This is a genomic window from Pseudoalteromonas luteoviolacea (genome assembly GCF_001696455.1).
Taxonomy (GTDB): domain Bacteria; phylum Pseudomonadota; class Gammaproteobacteria; order Enterobacterales; family Alteromonadaceae; genus Pseudoalteromonas; species Pseudoalteromonas luteoviolacea_C.
Map to the genome: position 1 here is coordinate 137,409 of NZ_MAUJ01000008.1, position 15,905 is coordinate 153,313.

Genomic DNA, 15,905 nt, shown 5'->3' on the forward strand with positions numbered 1-15,905 from the left:
GCAACTAACACGGGACTATAAATAACAAATGAAGCTAAAACTCTCATTGCTCGCTGCCAGTTTATCGGTGGCATTTTCAAATACAGCTGCTGCTGAACAAACATCTTCAAACCAAGATATTGAAAAGATTCAAGTTACTGGAGACTTTCAACAAGAATCATTGCTCACTTTAAGTGCCAGCGCGTCTGTTTTTGACGAGTCTGAAATCCATACACGTGGCGCGAGCTATTTAGATGAAATATTAAATAGTGCGGCAAATGTTAACTTTACAGCTGGTGCGTCACGCGGTCGCTTCGTTCAGATCCGTGGAGTCGGATTACGCTCACAGTTTGTCGACCCAATTACACCGAGTGTGGGTCTGCTTATTGATGGCATTAACTACTCTGGACTAGGGGGGAGTAGCCTGCTATTTGACGTTGACCAAGTTGCAATTTATCGCGGTCCGCAGGGGACAAAGTTCGGTGCAGACGCGATGGGCGGGGTTATCGATATGCACTCTGCAGCCGCCAGCCAAAGTAATCAATTTAAAGTTAAATTAGGCGCTGCTAATTATGGTACTTATGAAGCAGGTATTGCAGCAGGCACAGGTATCACGGAATCCACAGCAGCTCGTGTCAGTTTGTATCAGAAAAAGTCAGATGGGTACGTAGACAACATATTTTTAAATCAAGACACACAGGATCAAGATGAACGCGTCGCTCGAATTAAGCTCAATTCACAGCTTAGCGATGATCTAAAAATAGGGTTCACTTACCACTTGATCGATATAGACAATGGTTACGATGGTTTTACCCTAGATAACAGCCGCACAAGTGTTGCAGATCAACCGGGTAAAGATACTCAGCAAAGCGACGCTTTTGCAGTAAATATGGATTATCAAGGCTTCGACCTATTTAATCTTGAAGTCATTGCGACAGGCTTGCAAGCCGATACAGAATACAGCTACGACGAAGATTGGACTTGCACAGACGCTTCACAGCCAGTCCTTTGCGAAGCTGGGCTTAACGAAAACTACTGGGGCGCAGCGACAGATCAGTACTTGAGAGACCATGAGCGAGGCGCGTTGGAAGTGCGCCTTACCAGTAAAGACGCCGACTGGACTGTGGGACTTTTCACGCAAAAATATGACGTCGATTTGACTCGACATTACTCATGGGTCAGTGATGTTTTTAAGTCGTCTAATGAGGTAAATAATCACGCTGTGTTTATTCATAAAATCACCGATTTAAATGAACAAACACAACTTATTACTGGCCTTCGAGCTGAGCGCTTTGACTCCGATTACATTGACAGTAGACAAGTCAATCAGTCGACCGACGATACAATGCTAGGCGGTAAAATTGCCCTAGAGTATCAAGCCACGCCTCAGACGATGATTTATACAAGTGTTAATCGCGGATATAAGAGCGGTGGTATCAATGCAGTAGCGTTGGCCAGTGCAAATAACAGTACTGACTTACCAGCCAATTTTGATCCTGAATACATCTGGAACTATGAGTTTGGTGTGAAGGGACAATCAAAAGACCTTCGCCATACACTTCATATCACTGCGTTTTATATGGACCGAGATAGTATGCAGTTGAATCAAGGATTGCAGCTAAGTGGCGCAGAGTTTACGTCCTTTATCAGTAACGCCGCCGACGGAACGAATTATGGTATTGAAATCGAAGGACATTCAAAACTGAGTGACGCGTTAAGCTTTAACTATACTCTTGGCTATTTAGAAACCAAGATTAATGACTACGCAATCACACAAGAAGATGATCAAGGTAACGATGTACTTGTAAGTCTAGATGGTCGTGAGCAAGCACAGGCACCAAAGTATCAATATTCAGCAAATTTACAGTATGACTTTTCAGAAGCAATCTCTGTACAAGTCGGCCTTGAAGGTAAAGACGATTACTACCTTTCTGATAGTCACTTTGGTCAAGCCCCAAGTCACAATTTAATTAACGCCAGCGCTTCATATTACGCGGATCAGTGGTCACTGACATTCTGGGGAAGAAATTTAGCCGATAGAGATATCCCAGTAAGGGGCTTCCAATTCGCAGCCGACCCTAGGCTAAGCTATGCCGTTAGGGATTATGTTCAGTATGGCGAACCAAGGTTAGTGGGGATTACATTTAAATACGAACATTAAAAAAAACGGCGCTTAAAGCGCCGTTTTTTCTCAATTTACTCGGGATCCGGTAAGTTTCTACCATAGAAAACTTCTTGGATTTCGCGATTAAGCTTATTGCGAATTTCCTCTTCTTCCTCATCCGTTAACTCGTCCGTTGTAATACCGAAAAGATACGTGTTTAAGTCGGTTTCTTTCAACATCATTTTGGTGTGGAACAAGTTTTCCTGATACACATTCACATCCACCATTTGATAGGCGTCTTTAGTGTCATCAGTCATAAAGTTCTGGATAGAATGGATTGGATGATCGATATAATGCTTCACCCCATTCACGTCACGTGTAAAACCGCGCACACGATAATCGATTGTCACCACGTCAGACTCTAATGAGTGGATCAAAAAGTTCAATGCTTTGAGTGGCGAGATAATGCCACACGTTGACACTTCAATATCTGCACGGAAAGTACAAATACCATCATGTGGGTGTGCTTCTGGGTAGGTATGTACACAAATATGGCTTTTATCTAGGTGTGCAACCACAGAGTCGGGTAATGGCCCCGGAGTTTCTTGACTGTGTGGCACGGTACCTTCAACAGGCTCTTCAGATACCAAAATTGTGACGCTGGCACCTTGTGGATCATAATCCTGACGAGCAATATTCAAGACATTGGCACCGATGATATCGACAACTTCTTTTAAAATATCGGTCAGACGATCAGCACTGTACTGTTCATCGATATACTCAATGTACTCTTTTCGCTGTTGCTCAGTTTTGGCGTAGCAAATATCGTAGATACTAAAGCTTAAACTCTTTGTTAAGTTGTTAAAGCCATGGAGTTTAATTTTATTAAAGGGCTTGTTCACGATAGACCCACCTTAAAACAAGAAAATCTGCGCTGCAGAACTAAAAGTTCGCGGATTTTATACGAAAAATAGTCGCTGAAAAAGCGTTATTTTTCTTCACTTTGTACAACCTCGTGGGTATGTGTAATTTCCACTGCTTTTTCAAGCATTAAAGCCACCGAGCAATACTTTTCCGCTGACAAATTAACGGCACGTGCGAGGTGCTTTTCAGACACATTCTCACCAGTAACCACAAAGTGTAGATTGATTTTTGTAAATACTCTAGGCGCTGATTCCGCACGCTCAGCAGAAAGCTTTACTTCAACATTGTGGACAATTTGCTTAGCCTTTTTCAAAATGCTCACGACATCCACAGACGCGCAAGCACCAGCAGACATTAGCACCATTTCCATAGGACTTGGTGCAGCACTGTCACTGCCAGCATCAAAAACCACGTTGTGACCCGAGTTAGAACGTCCTAAAAACGTATCGCCTTCAACCCATTTTACACTTGCTTGCATATTTTACCTTCTTAAAACGAATAACACCGCCAATAGGCGGTGTTAACTTCTTTCAATCTTTATCTCAGATCACTGAATAGCTGAATCAAATAAATTTTTAACTAAACCAGCAAACTCTTCGATAAACTCTTGTTGTTCTTCAGTTACACGCTGATCGACAACGCTAGACAACACTTCCTGTAGGTCATAAACAATGCCATCGACTTCTCTCACAATCAAGCTGCGTTGTTCAGTCGACAATCCAGTATGCTGTTCACACAAGCGGATCACGTGCTCAGCAATGACATCTTCAATTAATTCAACAACCTTAGGTGCATTAGGCTTTACTACACCCGGCTTCTCAAACAAGGCTAAATTTTGTGTCAGATACATGACTAACTCATCATATCCTTGTTTATCTAAAACCATATATTGCCCACCTGAGTTTACCAACGACATCTCCTATTGATTTAAGCAGAAACTTGATCTGATTGCTACTTTTCAGCGCCCCAGAAAAATAAAAAAGCAGCGAATGCTGCTTTTTTAAGAATAAAGCGTGAGATAAATTCAATGCAAAATAATATTGCGTCACGCGTTATTATAAATTACCGATTGGAGGTAATTTTAATCCAATGATAGGCCCGGACTCAAGCTTCCTGGTAATGTAACTTTTTCAAGTTCAACAGATGCCACTGGGTACGCACAATAATCCGCCGCATAGTAAGCACTTGCACGGTGGTTACCAGATGCACCAATACCACCAAATGGTGCAGCACTTGAAGCACCTGTAATTGGACGATTCCAGTTAACAATACCCGCGCGGATACGACGTAGGAAATGGTCGTAATCGGCTTCATTGTCGCTTAGTAGACCCGCAGATAGGCCAAAGCTCGTATCATTTGCTAGTTCAATGGCAGCATCAAAGTCTGTGTAACGGAACACTTTTAATAGCGGGCCGAAATGCTCATCATCAGGGAAGTCTGTCACGTTAGTACACTCGATAATACCTGGTGTTACAAAGCCAGTACCTTGAGTGTGAGTCAGCTCTAGTAAACTCTCACCGCCGAGTTCAACAAGTTGTTGCTGAGCAGCAACCATGCCCGCTGCGGCCGCTTCTGAGATCATAGAACCCATGAATGGCTGATCTTCATCATCGAAGTTACCAATCTTGATAGCTTTAGTCGCACGTAATAATTGCGCTAGGATTGCATCGCCCTGCTCACCTTGTGGTAAGAATAGCTTACGCGCACACGTACAGCGCTGACCACTCGAAATAAACGCAGACTGGATGATGTCATGCACTACCGCTTTTGTGTCTGACACATCTTTCACGATCAGTGGGTTGTTACCACCCATCTCTAGTGCCAAAATTTTGCCAGGCTGACCCGCGAACTGCTCATGCAGGAAATGACCTGTACGAGAAGAACCTGTGAAGAATAAGCCATCAATGCCTTTGTGCGAAGCAAGCGCTTTACCAGTCTCTACTTCACCTTGAACTAGGTTGATCACGCCTGCTGGTAAACCTGCTTTTTCCCACAGTTGCAGCGTTAATTCTGCAACATATGGCGTCATTTCAGACGGCTTAAATACTACGGTGTTACCCGCAAGCAATGCCGGAACAATGTGACCATTTGGCAAGTGACCTGGGAAATTGTATGGGCCAAATACAGCAACAACACCGTGCGCTTTATGGCGGATCACTGCGCGGCCTACAGGCATCGCATTTTCAACTACACCCGTGCGCTCTTGGTATGCTTTTTCAGAAATAGCAATTTTACCCACCATTGCACCCGCTTCAGTGCGCGTTTCCCATAGTGGCTTACCTGTTTCTTTCGCGATTGCAATTGCAAGCTCTTCGCTGTGCTCTTTTAATACTTCTGCAAAGCGCTTGACGATGTCTAAACGCGCTTCAAAAGATAGGTCACTCCACAGATAGTATGCTTCACGCGCAGATTTAACTGCACTGTCTACTTGCTCTGCGGTCGCAGCATTTGCCGACCAGATTTGTTCATTATTTGCTGGATTTAAAGACGCAAATTCTGCACCTTCACCAGCTAACCATTGACCATTGATAAATTGTGCTGCATGTGTTGTCATAATTCTTTCCCAATTAAAGAGTTGCGATACTAACGGTGTCGCCATCAGTGACCTGAAGCGCGCTTGCAAGTTCTGCCGAAATAGCGATTTCATCGCCTTGAGGCATCTCTAGCTCAATTGCCGTCGCACGATAACCTGCAAGTTTATCATTTGCAATAAGCACTGGGGAACCACCCGTTTGTGATTTCACAGCATCATCAATACGCACTTTAAAAAATTCTGTCGCGCGAATTGTGCGAATGTTATCGACTTTAGCTTCTACTGTTGGACCCGCATCGAAAATATCCACGTAACCGTTGAATGTAAAGCCTTCACTTTTTAGCAGTTCTATTGCAGGACGCGTATTGTCGTGCACCTCACCAACAACCGCTTGTGCTTCTTCACTCAATAAGTTTACATAAATTGGGTATTTCGGCATCAGTTCCGCAATAAAGACCTTTTGACCAATACCAGTTAAGTAATCTGCCGTTGGAAAGTCCATTGAGAAAAAGTGCTCTTCTAACCACTTCCAAAATGGGCTGCTACCATTTTCATCTGATACACCACGCATTTCCGCAATCACAGTCTCTGCAAAACGCGTTCTATGTTGGTTAATAAACATAAAGCGAGATTTTGACAGTAACTTGCCATTGAAACCTTTGCGGTATTTATCTTTTAAGAACAAAGTACAAAGCTCTGTTGCGCCAGTGTAATCATTACATAAAGTAAGAATATCCACTGCTTTGTAAACATTCAGAGTACGAGATGAATGGATAACTTTACTCAAATGATAGTGATAAAACGCGTCGTCAAGTCCAACCGCAGCTTCAATTGCGCTGGTTCCAACAACTTCTCCCGTCTCTGTATCTTCAAGCACAAACAAATACCCTTCATCGAATGGGACATCCGTTTCTTTGCCAAAAGACGTCATTGAACGTTCAATCTTGTTTTGTAACAACTCTTCATTTAGAGGTAATGAAGTAAAACCATGCCCCGACTCTTGGGCAATGTTCAAAAGCGCTGGATAATCGCTTTTTTGGATTGGGCGAAGGATCATCATGAGCCCGCTTACTCCTCAATAAACCTTTAGACAGGCGGTGTCCATATAGAACACCGCATTGGTTATAACACTCAGGTTAGTGCAATAACTTAAGCGTTGTTTTCAACAACGCGTGCAACCGCTTTTTCAAAGCGCGCTAGACCTTCACGGATATCCGCTTCAGGAATAACCAAAGACGGTGTAAAACGAACAACATTTGCACCAGCAACCAGTGACATAACGCCTTCTTTAACACCTTCAACTAAGAACTCTTTAGCTTTACCCGCGTACTTCTCTGTCACTACACCACCTAATAGTAGACCCTTACCACGGATTTCAGAGAATACTTGGTACTTGTCGTTAATTGCTGTTAGCAACTCACGGAATAGTGCTTCTTTCTCTTTAACACCTGAAAGTACTTCTGGTGTGTTTACTGTATCAAATGCAGCTTCTGCAACCGCACACGCTAGTGGGTTACCACCGTATGTAGAACCGTGAGTACCAATCTTTAAATGCTGTGCAATGTCAGCAGTTGTGATCATGCCACCAATTGGGAAACCACCGCCAAGCGCTTTTGCCGTCGTTAGGATATCTGGTGTGACGTCTAGACCTTGATACGCATAAAGCTCACCCGTACGGCCAACACCTGTTTGTACTTCATCAAAAATAAGCAACGCATTGTGCTTGTCACACAACTCACGAACACCTTTAACAAAATCAGCTTCAGGAGAAACGATGCCGCCCTCACCTTGAAGTGGCTCCATCATAACTGCACATGTGTTATCAGAGATTAGCGCTTCAAAAGCTGCAAGGTCATTGTAATCACAATGAGCGATGTCGCCTGGCTTTGGACCAAAACCATCAGAGTAAGCTGCCTGACCACCCACTGTTACCGTGAAGAAAGTACGACCGTGGAAACCTTTGTTGAATGCAATGATTTGAGATTTTTCAGCACCGAACTTATCTAGTGCCCAACGACGTGCCAGCTTCAATGCTGCTTCATTCGCTTCTGCACCTGAGTTAGCGAAGTAAACTTTATCAGCAAACGTTGCGTCAGTCAGTTTCTTAGCTAGTCGAAGTGCTGGTTCATTGGTCATGACATTTGATAAGTGCCAGATTTTTTCGCCTTGCTCTTTTAAAGCAGATACGAGTGCAGGGTGACAATGACCCAAACAGTTTACAGCGATACCACCTGCAAAATCGATGTATTCACGACCTTCTTGGTCCCAAACACGAGATCCTTCACCTTTAACAGGAATAACAGCAGAAGGTGAATAGTTAGGTACCATTACTTGATCGAATAATTCACGATTAATAGTCATTTTAAATCCTCATTTTAGCGAGTTCAGCACTGAAAATTGAGCGCTCGGCTTTAACAACAATTACCTTCAACCGTCATGTAAAAGATCCGAATTTACCCAAATCGGTGCAAATTTCATACGCACATTATTCCAAAAAATTACCTTAATGTCTCATAGAAAACATTCCTGCAGCCCTTAATATTCAAGGCTTTAGTATAATTTTTCATGAACAGTGAATAACTATTAGCGATTAGATTGGATACGCCCCCACCACATAAGGATTTTAGTCGATCTCTGGCGGTGGGGCGAATGAATGAATAAGCGAGAAAAAATTTCCAGTTTTTTTACAAAATTGTCAGTTGTAGGCTCTGTAACGAAGTTTTTGACAATAAATCTTGCTCTTGGTCTGTCAATTCTAGGTGGGCAAACCAATACTTTGCTTCTTCATCTTCTATCAAGTGACTGTCTTTTAACAATTGATATTGCGCATAGCCATATGCTTTTTTTAACACCTGAGTTAAAGGCAATAAATCATCAAGATTTTTATTCATGTTTGGCAAATAACTTTGCGCGACTTCTGTTATCGCCGCATTAAATGGCAGATATTTGAATGCCATTTGCTCGACCAGACGTTGAGAAACCGTTGGCGCATGCTCCAATAACAAATTTCGTAAAAATAAGGGGTCCGGGCCAAGCTCTAATAAAGCAGTATGAAGGTCCTTTTGATTTTTATCACGGGCGATTTTTATTTTTCCCTGCCAGACGCGATCAAACGTTTTTAAATAAAGGCGTGTGAGCGCAATCTTGCCTAAATCAGCAAGCATGCCCAGTGTGAACGCATGCTGTTCTTTTACGTCATATAACGGCGCAAGCGCTTTTGCGGCAATTGCAGTCGCCATACTGATATCGCGTAACTTCCGCTTTAACAATGGAAATGGTTCTGTTGAATGTGGCATCCAATGACGTACCGCAAAAGTCGGAATGACCATTTGCAAATTTTCAAGACCAAGGTAACGCAATGCTAAGGCTGGCGTATCCACTTTAACCGAAGTGCCTTTGCTATTTACTTTGCGATATTGGGGTAAATTAACCAATGACACTAAATCTCGGCCTAACCACGACAGATCGTTGACCAAAGGTTCTAATCGACCGACTGAAGCAGACTTTACAGCAAGAATATCCAGAATCGTCGGAACCGCATCCTGAACACCTACAACCTCAGAATAGATAGAATCTAAGTCACTTAATTGCATTTCAATACCAGACTCTATTACTTGATGTAAATGATTACTGGCTTTTGCAATATACTTATGATGACTGGTGCTTTTTTCTTGTCGTTTTGCGGCAGCAGCTAACTCGACCTCTAGCATGGTTCTTTGCGGAACCGACTCGCCAAAGTTCATATCAAAAGTATGAATGTATCCTATTTGCTGTTGTGCAAAGTTGTGGCTGATTAGAACGTCATGTGCACGCTGTGCAATTGCCTGGGCAATATGTGACTGCCTAATGTCTTGTGTCATCAATTATAATCTTTTTTGGTATATTAGAATTTGCTCTTTAAAGGTTAGAAGCGAGCAATAAAGTTATCAAGTAGTCTTAGCCCATACTCGGTTAAGATAGCCTCAGGATGGAATTGTACCCCTTCTAACGCGCGTTCAGTATGACATAAACCCATCACTTCATCTAGCACCCCCGTTTCAGTCTGAGTCCAAGCGGTGAGCGCCAATTCAGGGGGAAGAGATTCAATATCTACTGCTAAAGAATGATATCTACACACGTTAAAGCTACTAGGTAACCCATTAAATACGCCCTTATTATTATGGTGAAGTTTAGAAACTTTGCCATGCATTACCTGTTTCGCTCTCATCACTCTCGCACCCAATACTTGTGCGATGGTTTGGTGGCCAAGACAAACACCCAATATGGGAAAATCACCTTGCAATTGTTCTACTACTTGCAAAGAAATACCGGCTTCATTGGGACTACATGGACCCGGCGAAATCACAATATGTTGAGGATTGAGCTGTTTAATTTGCGCGAGGGAAATCTCATCATTGCGCTTAACTAAGACCTCTTGGTCTAGCTTTTGAAAATATTGAACGAGGTTAAACGTGAAAGAATCGTAATTATCGATCATTAATAACATTCAGTTTTCACCTCAAAACGATTACAACTTGCCATTTTCACTACCGCAGCAAAACACCAAAAAAACCTTCACACACACACTGACTATGTCAAACATTGTGCGTACCGTGTGGCGCGCCATGTTACCACATTTAGTCCGCAAGCTAACATTAACTCTTAAAACTGGGAAACTCCTCAGTGCACCTACTCTTGGAAATATATTCTTACAGACAGGTGATGGCAAAAATACTTGTTATAGGTAAAGTAAAGAATGGCATAGCCAATAATGATTAAGGAAAAAATATGACACTAATAATGAAGAAGAAAAACATCAAAAACTTATCTTTAAATCAATACCTTGACGCAGATAAAACGGCTAGAATAGCCGCTGGCGCTGCACTCGCAAAATTTAATGATTTTTCAAAAGGTCAAGTTACCTGTAAGACCCAATAAAGCGAACCTAGGGGCATATATTAATTGCCCCTACACAATAAAATTTCGGTCAACGCGCTATTGGAAAACAACGTTTTCACTGCCAGGCAAAGCTTTAAATTCATTGAGCAGCTTGTCACAGTCTTGCAGAATTTGCGCCTCTAGGCGCTCTTCAGCACGCCAACGCTTCGTATCCATTTTAAAAATTTCTTTCTTGGAATACTTTTTTCTAGCATCGTGTGTTGGCATTTCTTTGACTTCATCATACATCTCATAAACGCCCGGATAAGTCGTTTCAAGAGAGATTTCTTTATCAAAACTATACTGTGAGATGAGTACCCAAACTCGCAAACACCCTTCTGAATATTCACACTGCTTTTGTTTCATCGCTTTTGCTATCAAATTGATACTATCCGCCAGCTTACCATTGCGCTCTTGTCTAGATTTTTCTAACTTGTCGGCTTGCTCAGCTTTCAATTTAGCAATGGTTTCTTTTTGTACTTTCAATTGCCATAGCAGCTTACCAGCATAAAAAGCGAGACCCGCTACTATCAACGCGCCGATTACAAGCGCAATGATCCACAACGTACTCATTTATCATCCTCGTCATCACTTAACCATTCGTCTGCTAAGTCATTACTGACAAAATCAGCTAATGGATCAGCATCAACCATGTCTTCTTCTTCAAATTCATCATCAATACCAAGTAACTCACACAACTCTTGATGACGCGCAATGGCACGATTAAAGAATTTCGCGTCTTTACCAGTCAATAACTCACCACGCTCATGTAGTTCAAGTAACTTCATTAGGCGCTCATCATTTTCTAGCTGTTGAAGCTCTTCCTCTAACGTCAACTCAGGCTCATGAGCCTTACTTAACATCGCTTGCGGCTTCAAGTCACGATTCATTTGTGGCGTCTTAGGTTGAGGGTTTTGATCTGGCGTCAAAGCAATTTTTTTCTTACTGCCAGCACGAGGGTCAACTTTAGCGCCCGAATTTGCAGTAAGCACCTCTTTAGCCTCTTGAGCATTTCGCGTGCCTGCTTTATTACCTTTTTTCTTTTTCACGCGCTGCTCTTTGATCGCGCGTAACTCTCTTAATTTCTCTTTGCTTAATCGAGGTGTGCCGTTTTCACCCAGCTTGCGTGATTTCTTCTTTCTCGTCATGTTTCTCTACCACTTACTATACCGAATCAACGTTTAGTGAGAATGATCACATCATTGCCAATAAACTCAATGTCGGTGTTGAATTGCTCTGCTATATATTCAAATGTTTCGCGACTAAAAAATGAAATGTGTGTTTGATCATTTTTATAATGCCAAGACGCAAAACGTGTTTTATCAATTACCAGTTTAGTCATCATCGCCAGCGGCGCACCTGGCTTTAACAGGGCCATTAATTGACTTAATACCTGTTCTGGTTGCGCCACGTGTTCAATTACTTCTGTGCACGTTATAAAATCATACTCATGCTCAAGCACGGAAGCATCGTTGGCATAATATAGATCATACAGCGCCACAGTATGACCGACTTCAGTAAACATTTTGGCAAGCAAAGGGCCAGGTCCACAACCAAAGTCCAGACCACGCTTCATGCCATCCAAACGCGCGCACACAGGATCAAACACTCGAGATAAGAAGCGTCTGTAACCTAGATCATGGAGATCGTTCTCATGACTATCGTAGATGGCTTTTTCTGCTTGCGGTGAAAGTCTATGCCACTTTGCCACACTTACCAACTTACAGCGCTGACATTGCCAGTAATCGCGAAATTTGTCTTGGTGGTAATGTTCGAGCTGTCCTGCGCCACAGAGACCACACTGAAGTGCTTGAGGATTTTGCAAAGATGATGAACCAAACGAGCTTAAAAGAAGTATTGTACCAGCAATTAAAAAGTGTACAAATAAAAAGACGGCAGAGATTACTCTCTACCGCCTGCTAATCTGAGCGTCACAATTCGGACACTTCTCCCTTCGACTTTTTAGTCTTTTATTATTCTTCTTATTTATCATCCATTTTGTTTTTATTTTACTTCCGTGAGTCTTTCCATATTGTTATTGTTATCAAACTTCCATTGCTTTTTTTATTTTCGGTCTTCCTAACGCTTTATTATTCATCCATTTAAGTGGTATCCAAATGAACACCTAATTCTTGTCGTCTCAGCTTCCTACCGTATTGTCCCTGTTTTTGTATTGTCTTGACGACAGGGATTAATCTACGCTGATTTTAAACAGTTACAACTAATCAATAACAAAATTATTACCTCAGCAACAGAGAAAAAAACAAAATACAAATAAATACATAAGCTTATAAATTTAATAAAATTCATTTTGCGTTAATGCTTACATTTTTATTTGGCTATAATCTCACAATCACCTTGAGATATATCTCACATACAACAGATCAAAAAAAGGCAACTATTAAGCTGCCTTTCTTCATGCCTAGAGTAAACTCTAAGGGGGTATAAATTACATACGACTTTAGTGCAGTCCGCCTAAATATTTCGACAATATTTCAATGTCTTTGTCTGTCAGTTTGATGGCAATATCTCTCATCATACCGTTAGCATCATTCACACGCGCACCGTCACGAAACTTTTCGAGTTGAGCCTTTATATACTCAGGGTGTTGGAAAGATATCTTCGGAAATTTAGCCAAAGACGTCCCGTTGCCACGAGGCCCGTGACATGCCATACATGACGGTATTCCGCGTTCCGCATCACCAGCACGATATAGCTTCTGGCCAGCAGCAACCACATCTTCAGGTGTTGTCCCTGAACTCATTGGCATAGCTGCAAAGTACGCAGACAAGTCTTTCATATCTTGATCTGATAGCGGCATCGCCATACCACTCATAACAGGATCCATACGACCCTCTTTACCACCAGAGGTCATTCCCAACTTAAACTCTTTTAACTGCTTGTAGATATAGTCTGCATGCTGCCCAGCTATTTTCGGGTACATTGTCACAGGGGCATTGCCGTTTGGTCCATGACATGCAGCACAAGTTGCCGCTTTTGCCTTACCAGCCTCTGCGTCGCCATCGAATGCTGCAACGTTGTTAATTGACAACGTACCTAGCAGCATAGTTAAAGATAATGCTATTTTTTTCATGGTAAATTCTCTGTTTCGACCCTGTAACTCTCAACCCATACGAAATACGCTATAATTCGCAATACTGGGTGAAGACTAATCATATGCATACTGACTTAATTGCTTAAGTGACGCTCAATATGCCCACGCTTTACGCTGCAATTTTTACATAGTACACGATAAAAAATTCTTCGATATATTTTCCACTCAGATTAAACCTATAATTTATATGGCTTTGACATAGATTAAACTTAGTCCAGAAATTCCCTTGACGCCGCTAAAATTTGTAGACTTTCTTTGCTTTTGCAAAGCGGGCCAGATGTAATAAAATACGATAAAATTAAAGAATCAGATTTCGGGTTCAATCAATCCGCTTAGGAGTAAGAGTGTTAAAATCTCGTATGCCATACAACCGCGCTACTTTCATTACCAGCGCACCAGATATTTCCCGCCTCCCCGCTGACAGTGGCATAGAGGTGGCTTTTGCTGGGCGCTCCAATGCCGGCAAATCGAGTGCTTTAAATGCACTTACTGATCAAAAACTTGCGCGTACCAGTAAAACCCCTGGTCGTACCCAACTGATAAATACATTTGCCCTAGAGGAAGATAAAAGACTCATCGACCTACCAGGTTATGGCTTTGCCAAAGTGCCAATTGAGATGAAGAAAAAGTGGCAAAAATCACTAGGTGAATATTTACAAAAACGCCAGAGCTTGAAAGGCATTGTTGTCCTAATGGATATTCGACACCCAATGAAAGATCTCGATATGGACCTGATCAATTGGGCAGTTGGAAGTGATATTCCTGTGCTAGCGCTGCTGACCAAAGCGGACAAGTTGAAACAAGGTAAGCGTAAAGCAGAAGTGTTACAAGTACGCAAGGCGTTATCCGAATTGGATGGAAACATCACAGTACACGCATTTTCTTCTTTGAAAGGACTTGGATTAAAAGAACTTGCATGGCAGTTGGACGATTGGTTTCTAGGCCCTTATGTGAAAGAAGAGCCAGCACCTGAAGAAGATTAATTCAAGGTAAACACCTCACCTGCAGAGTGTAGTAACATCACGTCTTCGTCGTCACTGTACTCTGCCAGCTCCACCCATTGGTAAAACACGTTTCGCTCGATGCGTGCACATAAGCCATAGTTTAACTGTAGATGGGGCACTTTCTGATCTTTATACGTTGCCATATAAAGTGGAAACCGCTTACAAACAGGCCAATATCTGCCCAAATTATCTTCACAAATAATGACTCGATCAAACCCAAATTGCATTGCTTTAGGGCATTCATGCCACGCAACAATCACAAAAGGCGTCGCCTCAACAGAGACCGTGCACGTTTCACCCGGCGTTTTCAGAAGGTACTGTTCATCGCCGTAGCTCAAAACACTGGCAAACAAGCGCACCAGCGGCAAGCGTTTGATTTCATCACCTTGATGAAACCAGCGCCCACTGCTGTCAATACGAAAGTCACCCACACCACATTCACCAGCTTGCCAAAACTCCGTTGGCGCATGATGCGAGAGGTACTCCTGTAATAATAGAGATAGCTTATCAGTCATTAAATACTAAATTAAAAGTAACAGGCACACTCTGTGAGATGCTATTTAGTCCAGCTATTTTTCTTAACGACTCTATACCATCTTGCAAGCCAAAATCACGACTGTTAATCAATACCGCGCGCTGCGTTGTAACCTGCATCACCTTACCAGCTTTATTAACAACTAAGTCTAAATTGAGCACAACACTTTTACCGTGAAGGTTCAGTGTTACAGGCAAGGCTTTAACGAGTTGCACGCCCTCATTCAATTGGCTTAACCAAGGCTTCAAATCTGCGGTTACAGTCGCAGTGCCGTATTTTTCAACATTGAACAGCATTTTCTTCATTCGTTCATTACGAATTGGGATAAGCGACTCAATGCTCGTCAAATCTAACGCAAGACGTAACTGACCAGATTTTGAGATCTCACCCGATAATTTCTCAAAGTGATGATTTTCTGCAATGCTATTTAGCTTCACTGAAGTAAAGCTTAAATCACTCAAATCATTATCTAGCTGCCACGCGGAAACAAACTGTGACGTAAAACATAAAGTACCTAATAGTAGGGGCTTAAGCATGACGTATTCCTTTTTAAATATTTATCGCATCTTAACAAAAAAGCAGCGCTAAAGTCAGCCGATGAGCTAGGTACAAACTGAACATCACTATTGTGCGAATAACCAAGTAGAAAGATAAAATAAAGACACAAAAAGAAGTTTAAACAGGGAAGAAAAATCGCTCGTATAAACCTTTTACGAGCCGTTATAGCAATCTGGGGAGAAGCTATCAATACACAGTATCCTCTTACGAGAGATACATCATCAACAGGATGTCCT

General features: G+C 42.1%; 17 protein-coding genes. 3 read left to right on the top strand and 14 right to left on the bottom strand.

What is annotated here, in order from left to right:
• Positions 1-28 precede the first annotated feature (28 nt).
• Positions 29-2,140 (top strand): TonB-dependent receptor, encoded by a 2,112-nt coding sequence (locus A7985_RS19900; protein ID WP_065792229.1) that lies wholly within the window; start codon positions 29-31, stop codon positions 2,138-2,140.
• A gap of 35 nt (positions 2,141-2,175) precedes the next feature.
• Here A7985_RS19900 and speD read toward each other — a convergent pair whose 3' ends face one another.
• From speD to A7985_RS19940, 8 genes are all read right to left on the bottom strand, one after another.
• On the bottom strand, positions 2,176-2,985 hold the full coding sequence (gene speD, locus A7985_RS19905) for an adenosylmethionine decarboxylase (protein ID WP_063356831.1): 810 nt from the start codon (positions 2,983-2,985) through the stop codon (positions 2,176-2,178).
• Between the two features lie 86 nt (positions 2,986-3,071).
• Positions 3,072-3,485: an OsmC family protein gene (locus A7985_RS19910; RefSeq protein ID WP_065792230.1), complete on the bottom strand. Its 414-nt coding sequence runs from the start codon at positions 3,483-3,485 to the stop codon at positions 3,072-3,074.
• A 69-nt stretch (positions 3,486-3,554) separates the two neighbouring features.
• On the bottom strand, positions 3,555-3,893 hold the full coding sequence (locus A7985_RS19915) for a DUF3802 family protein (protein ID WP_172642397.1): 339 nt from the start codon (positions 3,891-3,893) through the stop codon (positions 3,555-3,557).
• Between the two features lie 195 nt (positions 3,894-4,088).
• Positions 4,089-5,561 carry a succinylglutamate-semialdehyde dehydrogenase gene (astD, locus tag A7985_RS19920; protein WP_065792231.1) on the bottom strand — a complete coding sequence of 491 codons (1,473 nt, stop codon included), beginning with the start codon at positions 5,559-5,561 and terminating at the stop codon, positions 4,089-4,091.
• Positions 5,562-5,574: 13 nt separating this feature from the next.
• A complete protein-coding gene (astA, locus tag A7985_RS19925) occupies positions 5,575-6,600 on the bottom strand; it encodes an arginine N-succinyltransferase (protein WP_065792232.1) in 1,026 nt (341 codons plus the stop codon).
• 89 nt (positions 6,601-6,689) lie between these two features.
• Positions 6,690-7,901, bottom strand: a complete 1,212-nt coding sequence (locus A7985_RS19930; protein WP_065792233.1) for an aspartate aminotransferase family protein — start codon at positions 7,899-7,901, stop codon at positions 6,690-6,692.
• 323 nt (positions 7,902-8,224) lie between these two features.
• Positions 8,225-9,400: an HDOD domain-containing protein gene (locus A7985_RS19935; RefSeq protein ID WP_065792234.1), complete on the bottom strand. Its 1,176-nt coding sequence runs from the start codon at positions 9,398-9,400 to the stop codon at positions 8,225-8,227.
• A gap of 44 nt (positions 9,401-9,444) precedes the next feature.
• Positions 9,445-10,026 (bottom strand): anthranilate synthase component II, encoded by a 582-nt coding sequence (locus A7985_RS19940; RefSeq protein ID WP_065792235.1) that lies wholly within the window; start codon positions 10,024-10,026, stop codon positions 9,445-9,447.
• A gap of 281 nt (positions 10,027-10,307) precedes the next feature.
• Between A7985_RS19940 and A7985_RS26580 the strand changes: the two genes are divergently transcribed.
• Positions 10,308-10,457, top strand: a complete 150-nt coding sequence (locus tag A7985_RS26580; RefSeq protein ID WP_176716777.1) for a hypothetical protein — start codon at positions 10,308-10,310, stop codon at positions 10,455-10,457.
• A gap of 57 nt (positions 10,458-10,514) precedes the next feature.
• On the opposite strand, the gene A7985_RS19945 is transcribed toward A7985_RS26580, so the two are convergent.
• From A7985_RS19945 to A7985_RS19960, 4 genes are all read right to left on the bottom strand, one after another.
• Positions 10,515-11,030, bottom strand: a complete 516-nt coding sequence (locus A7985_RS19945) for a DUF2489 domain-containing protein (RefSeq protein ID WP_065792236.1) — start codon at positions 11,028-11,030, stop codon at positions 10,515-10,517.
• Entirely contained in the window at positions 11,027-11,605 is a 579-nt protein-coding gene (yihI, locus tag A7985_RS19950) for a Der GTPase-activating protein YihI (RefSeq protein ID WP_065792237.1), read from the bottom strand. Before yihI ends, A7985_RS19945 begins: the two co-directional genes overlap by 4 nt.
• Before the next feature lie 26 nt (positions 11,606-11,631).
• Positions 11,632-12,282 (bottom strand): class I SAM-dependent methyltransferase, encoded by a 651-nt coding sequence (locus A7985_RS19955; RefSeq protein WP_065792238.1) that lies wholly within the window; start codon positions 12,280-12,282, stop codon positions 11,632-11,634.
• 636 nt (positions 12,283-12,918) lie between these two features.
• Positions 12,919-13,551: a c-type cytochrome gene (locus tag A7985_RS19960; RefSeq protein WP_065792239.1), complete on the bottom strand. Its 633-nt coding sequence runs from the start codon at positions 13,549-13,551 to the stop codon at positions 12,919-12,921.
• 365 nt (positions 13,552-13,916) lie between these two features.
• Between A7985_RS19960 and yihA the strand changes: the two genes are divergently transcribed.
• The gene (gene yihA / locus A7985_RS19965) at positions 13,917-14,555 is read left to right on the top strand and encodes a ribosome biogenesis GTP-binding protein YihA/YsxC (RefSeq protein ID WP_065792240.1); all 639 of its coding nucleotides are present in this window, start codon (positions 13,917-13,919) and stop codon (positions 14,553-14,555) included.
• Here yihA and A7985_RS19970 read toward each other — a convergent pair.
• Positions 14,552-15,091: a DUF1285 domain-containing protein gene (locus tag A7985_RS19970; protein ID WP_065792241.1), complete on the bottom strand. Its 540-nt coding sequence runs from the start codon at positions 15,089-15,091 to the stop codon at positions 14,552-14,554. The genes yihA and A7985_RS19970 overlap by 4 nt on opposite strands.
• Positions 15,084-15,647, bottom strand: coding sequence for a YceI family protein (locus tag A7985_RS19975; RefSeq protein WP_065792242.1), 564 nt, complete (start codon positions 15,645-15,647; stop codon positions 15,084-15,086). The genes A7985_RS19970 and A7985_RS19975 overlap by 8 nt, the downstream gene beginning before the upstream one ends.
• Between the last annotated feature and the right edge of the window lie 258 nt (positions 15,648-15,905).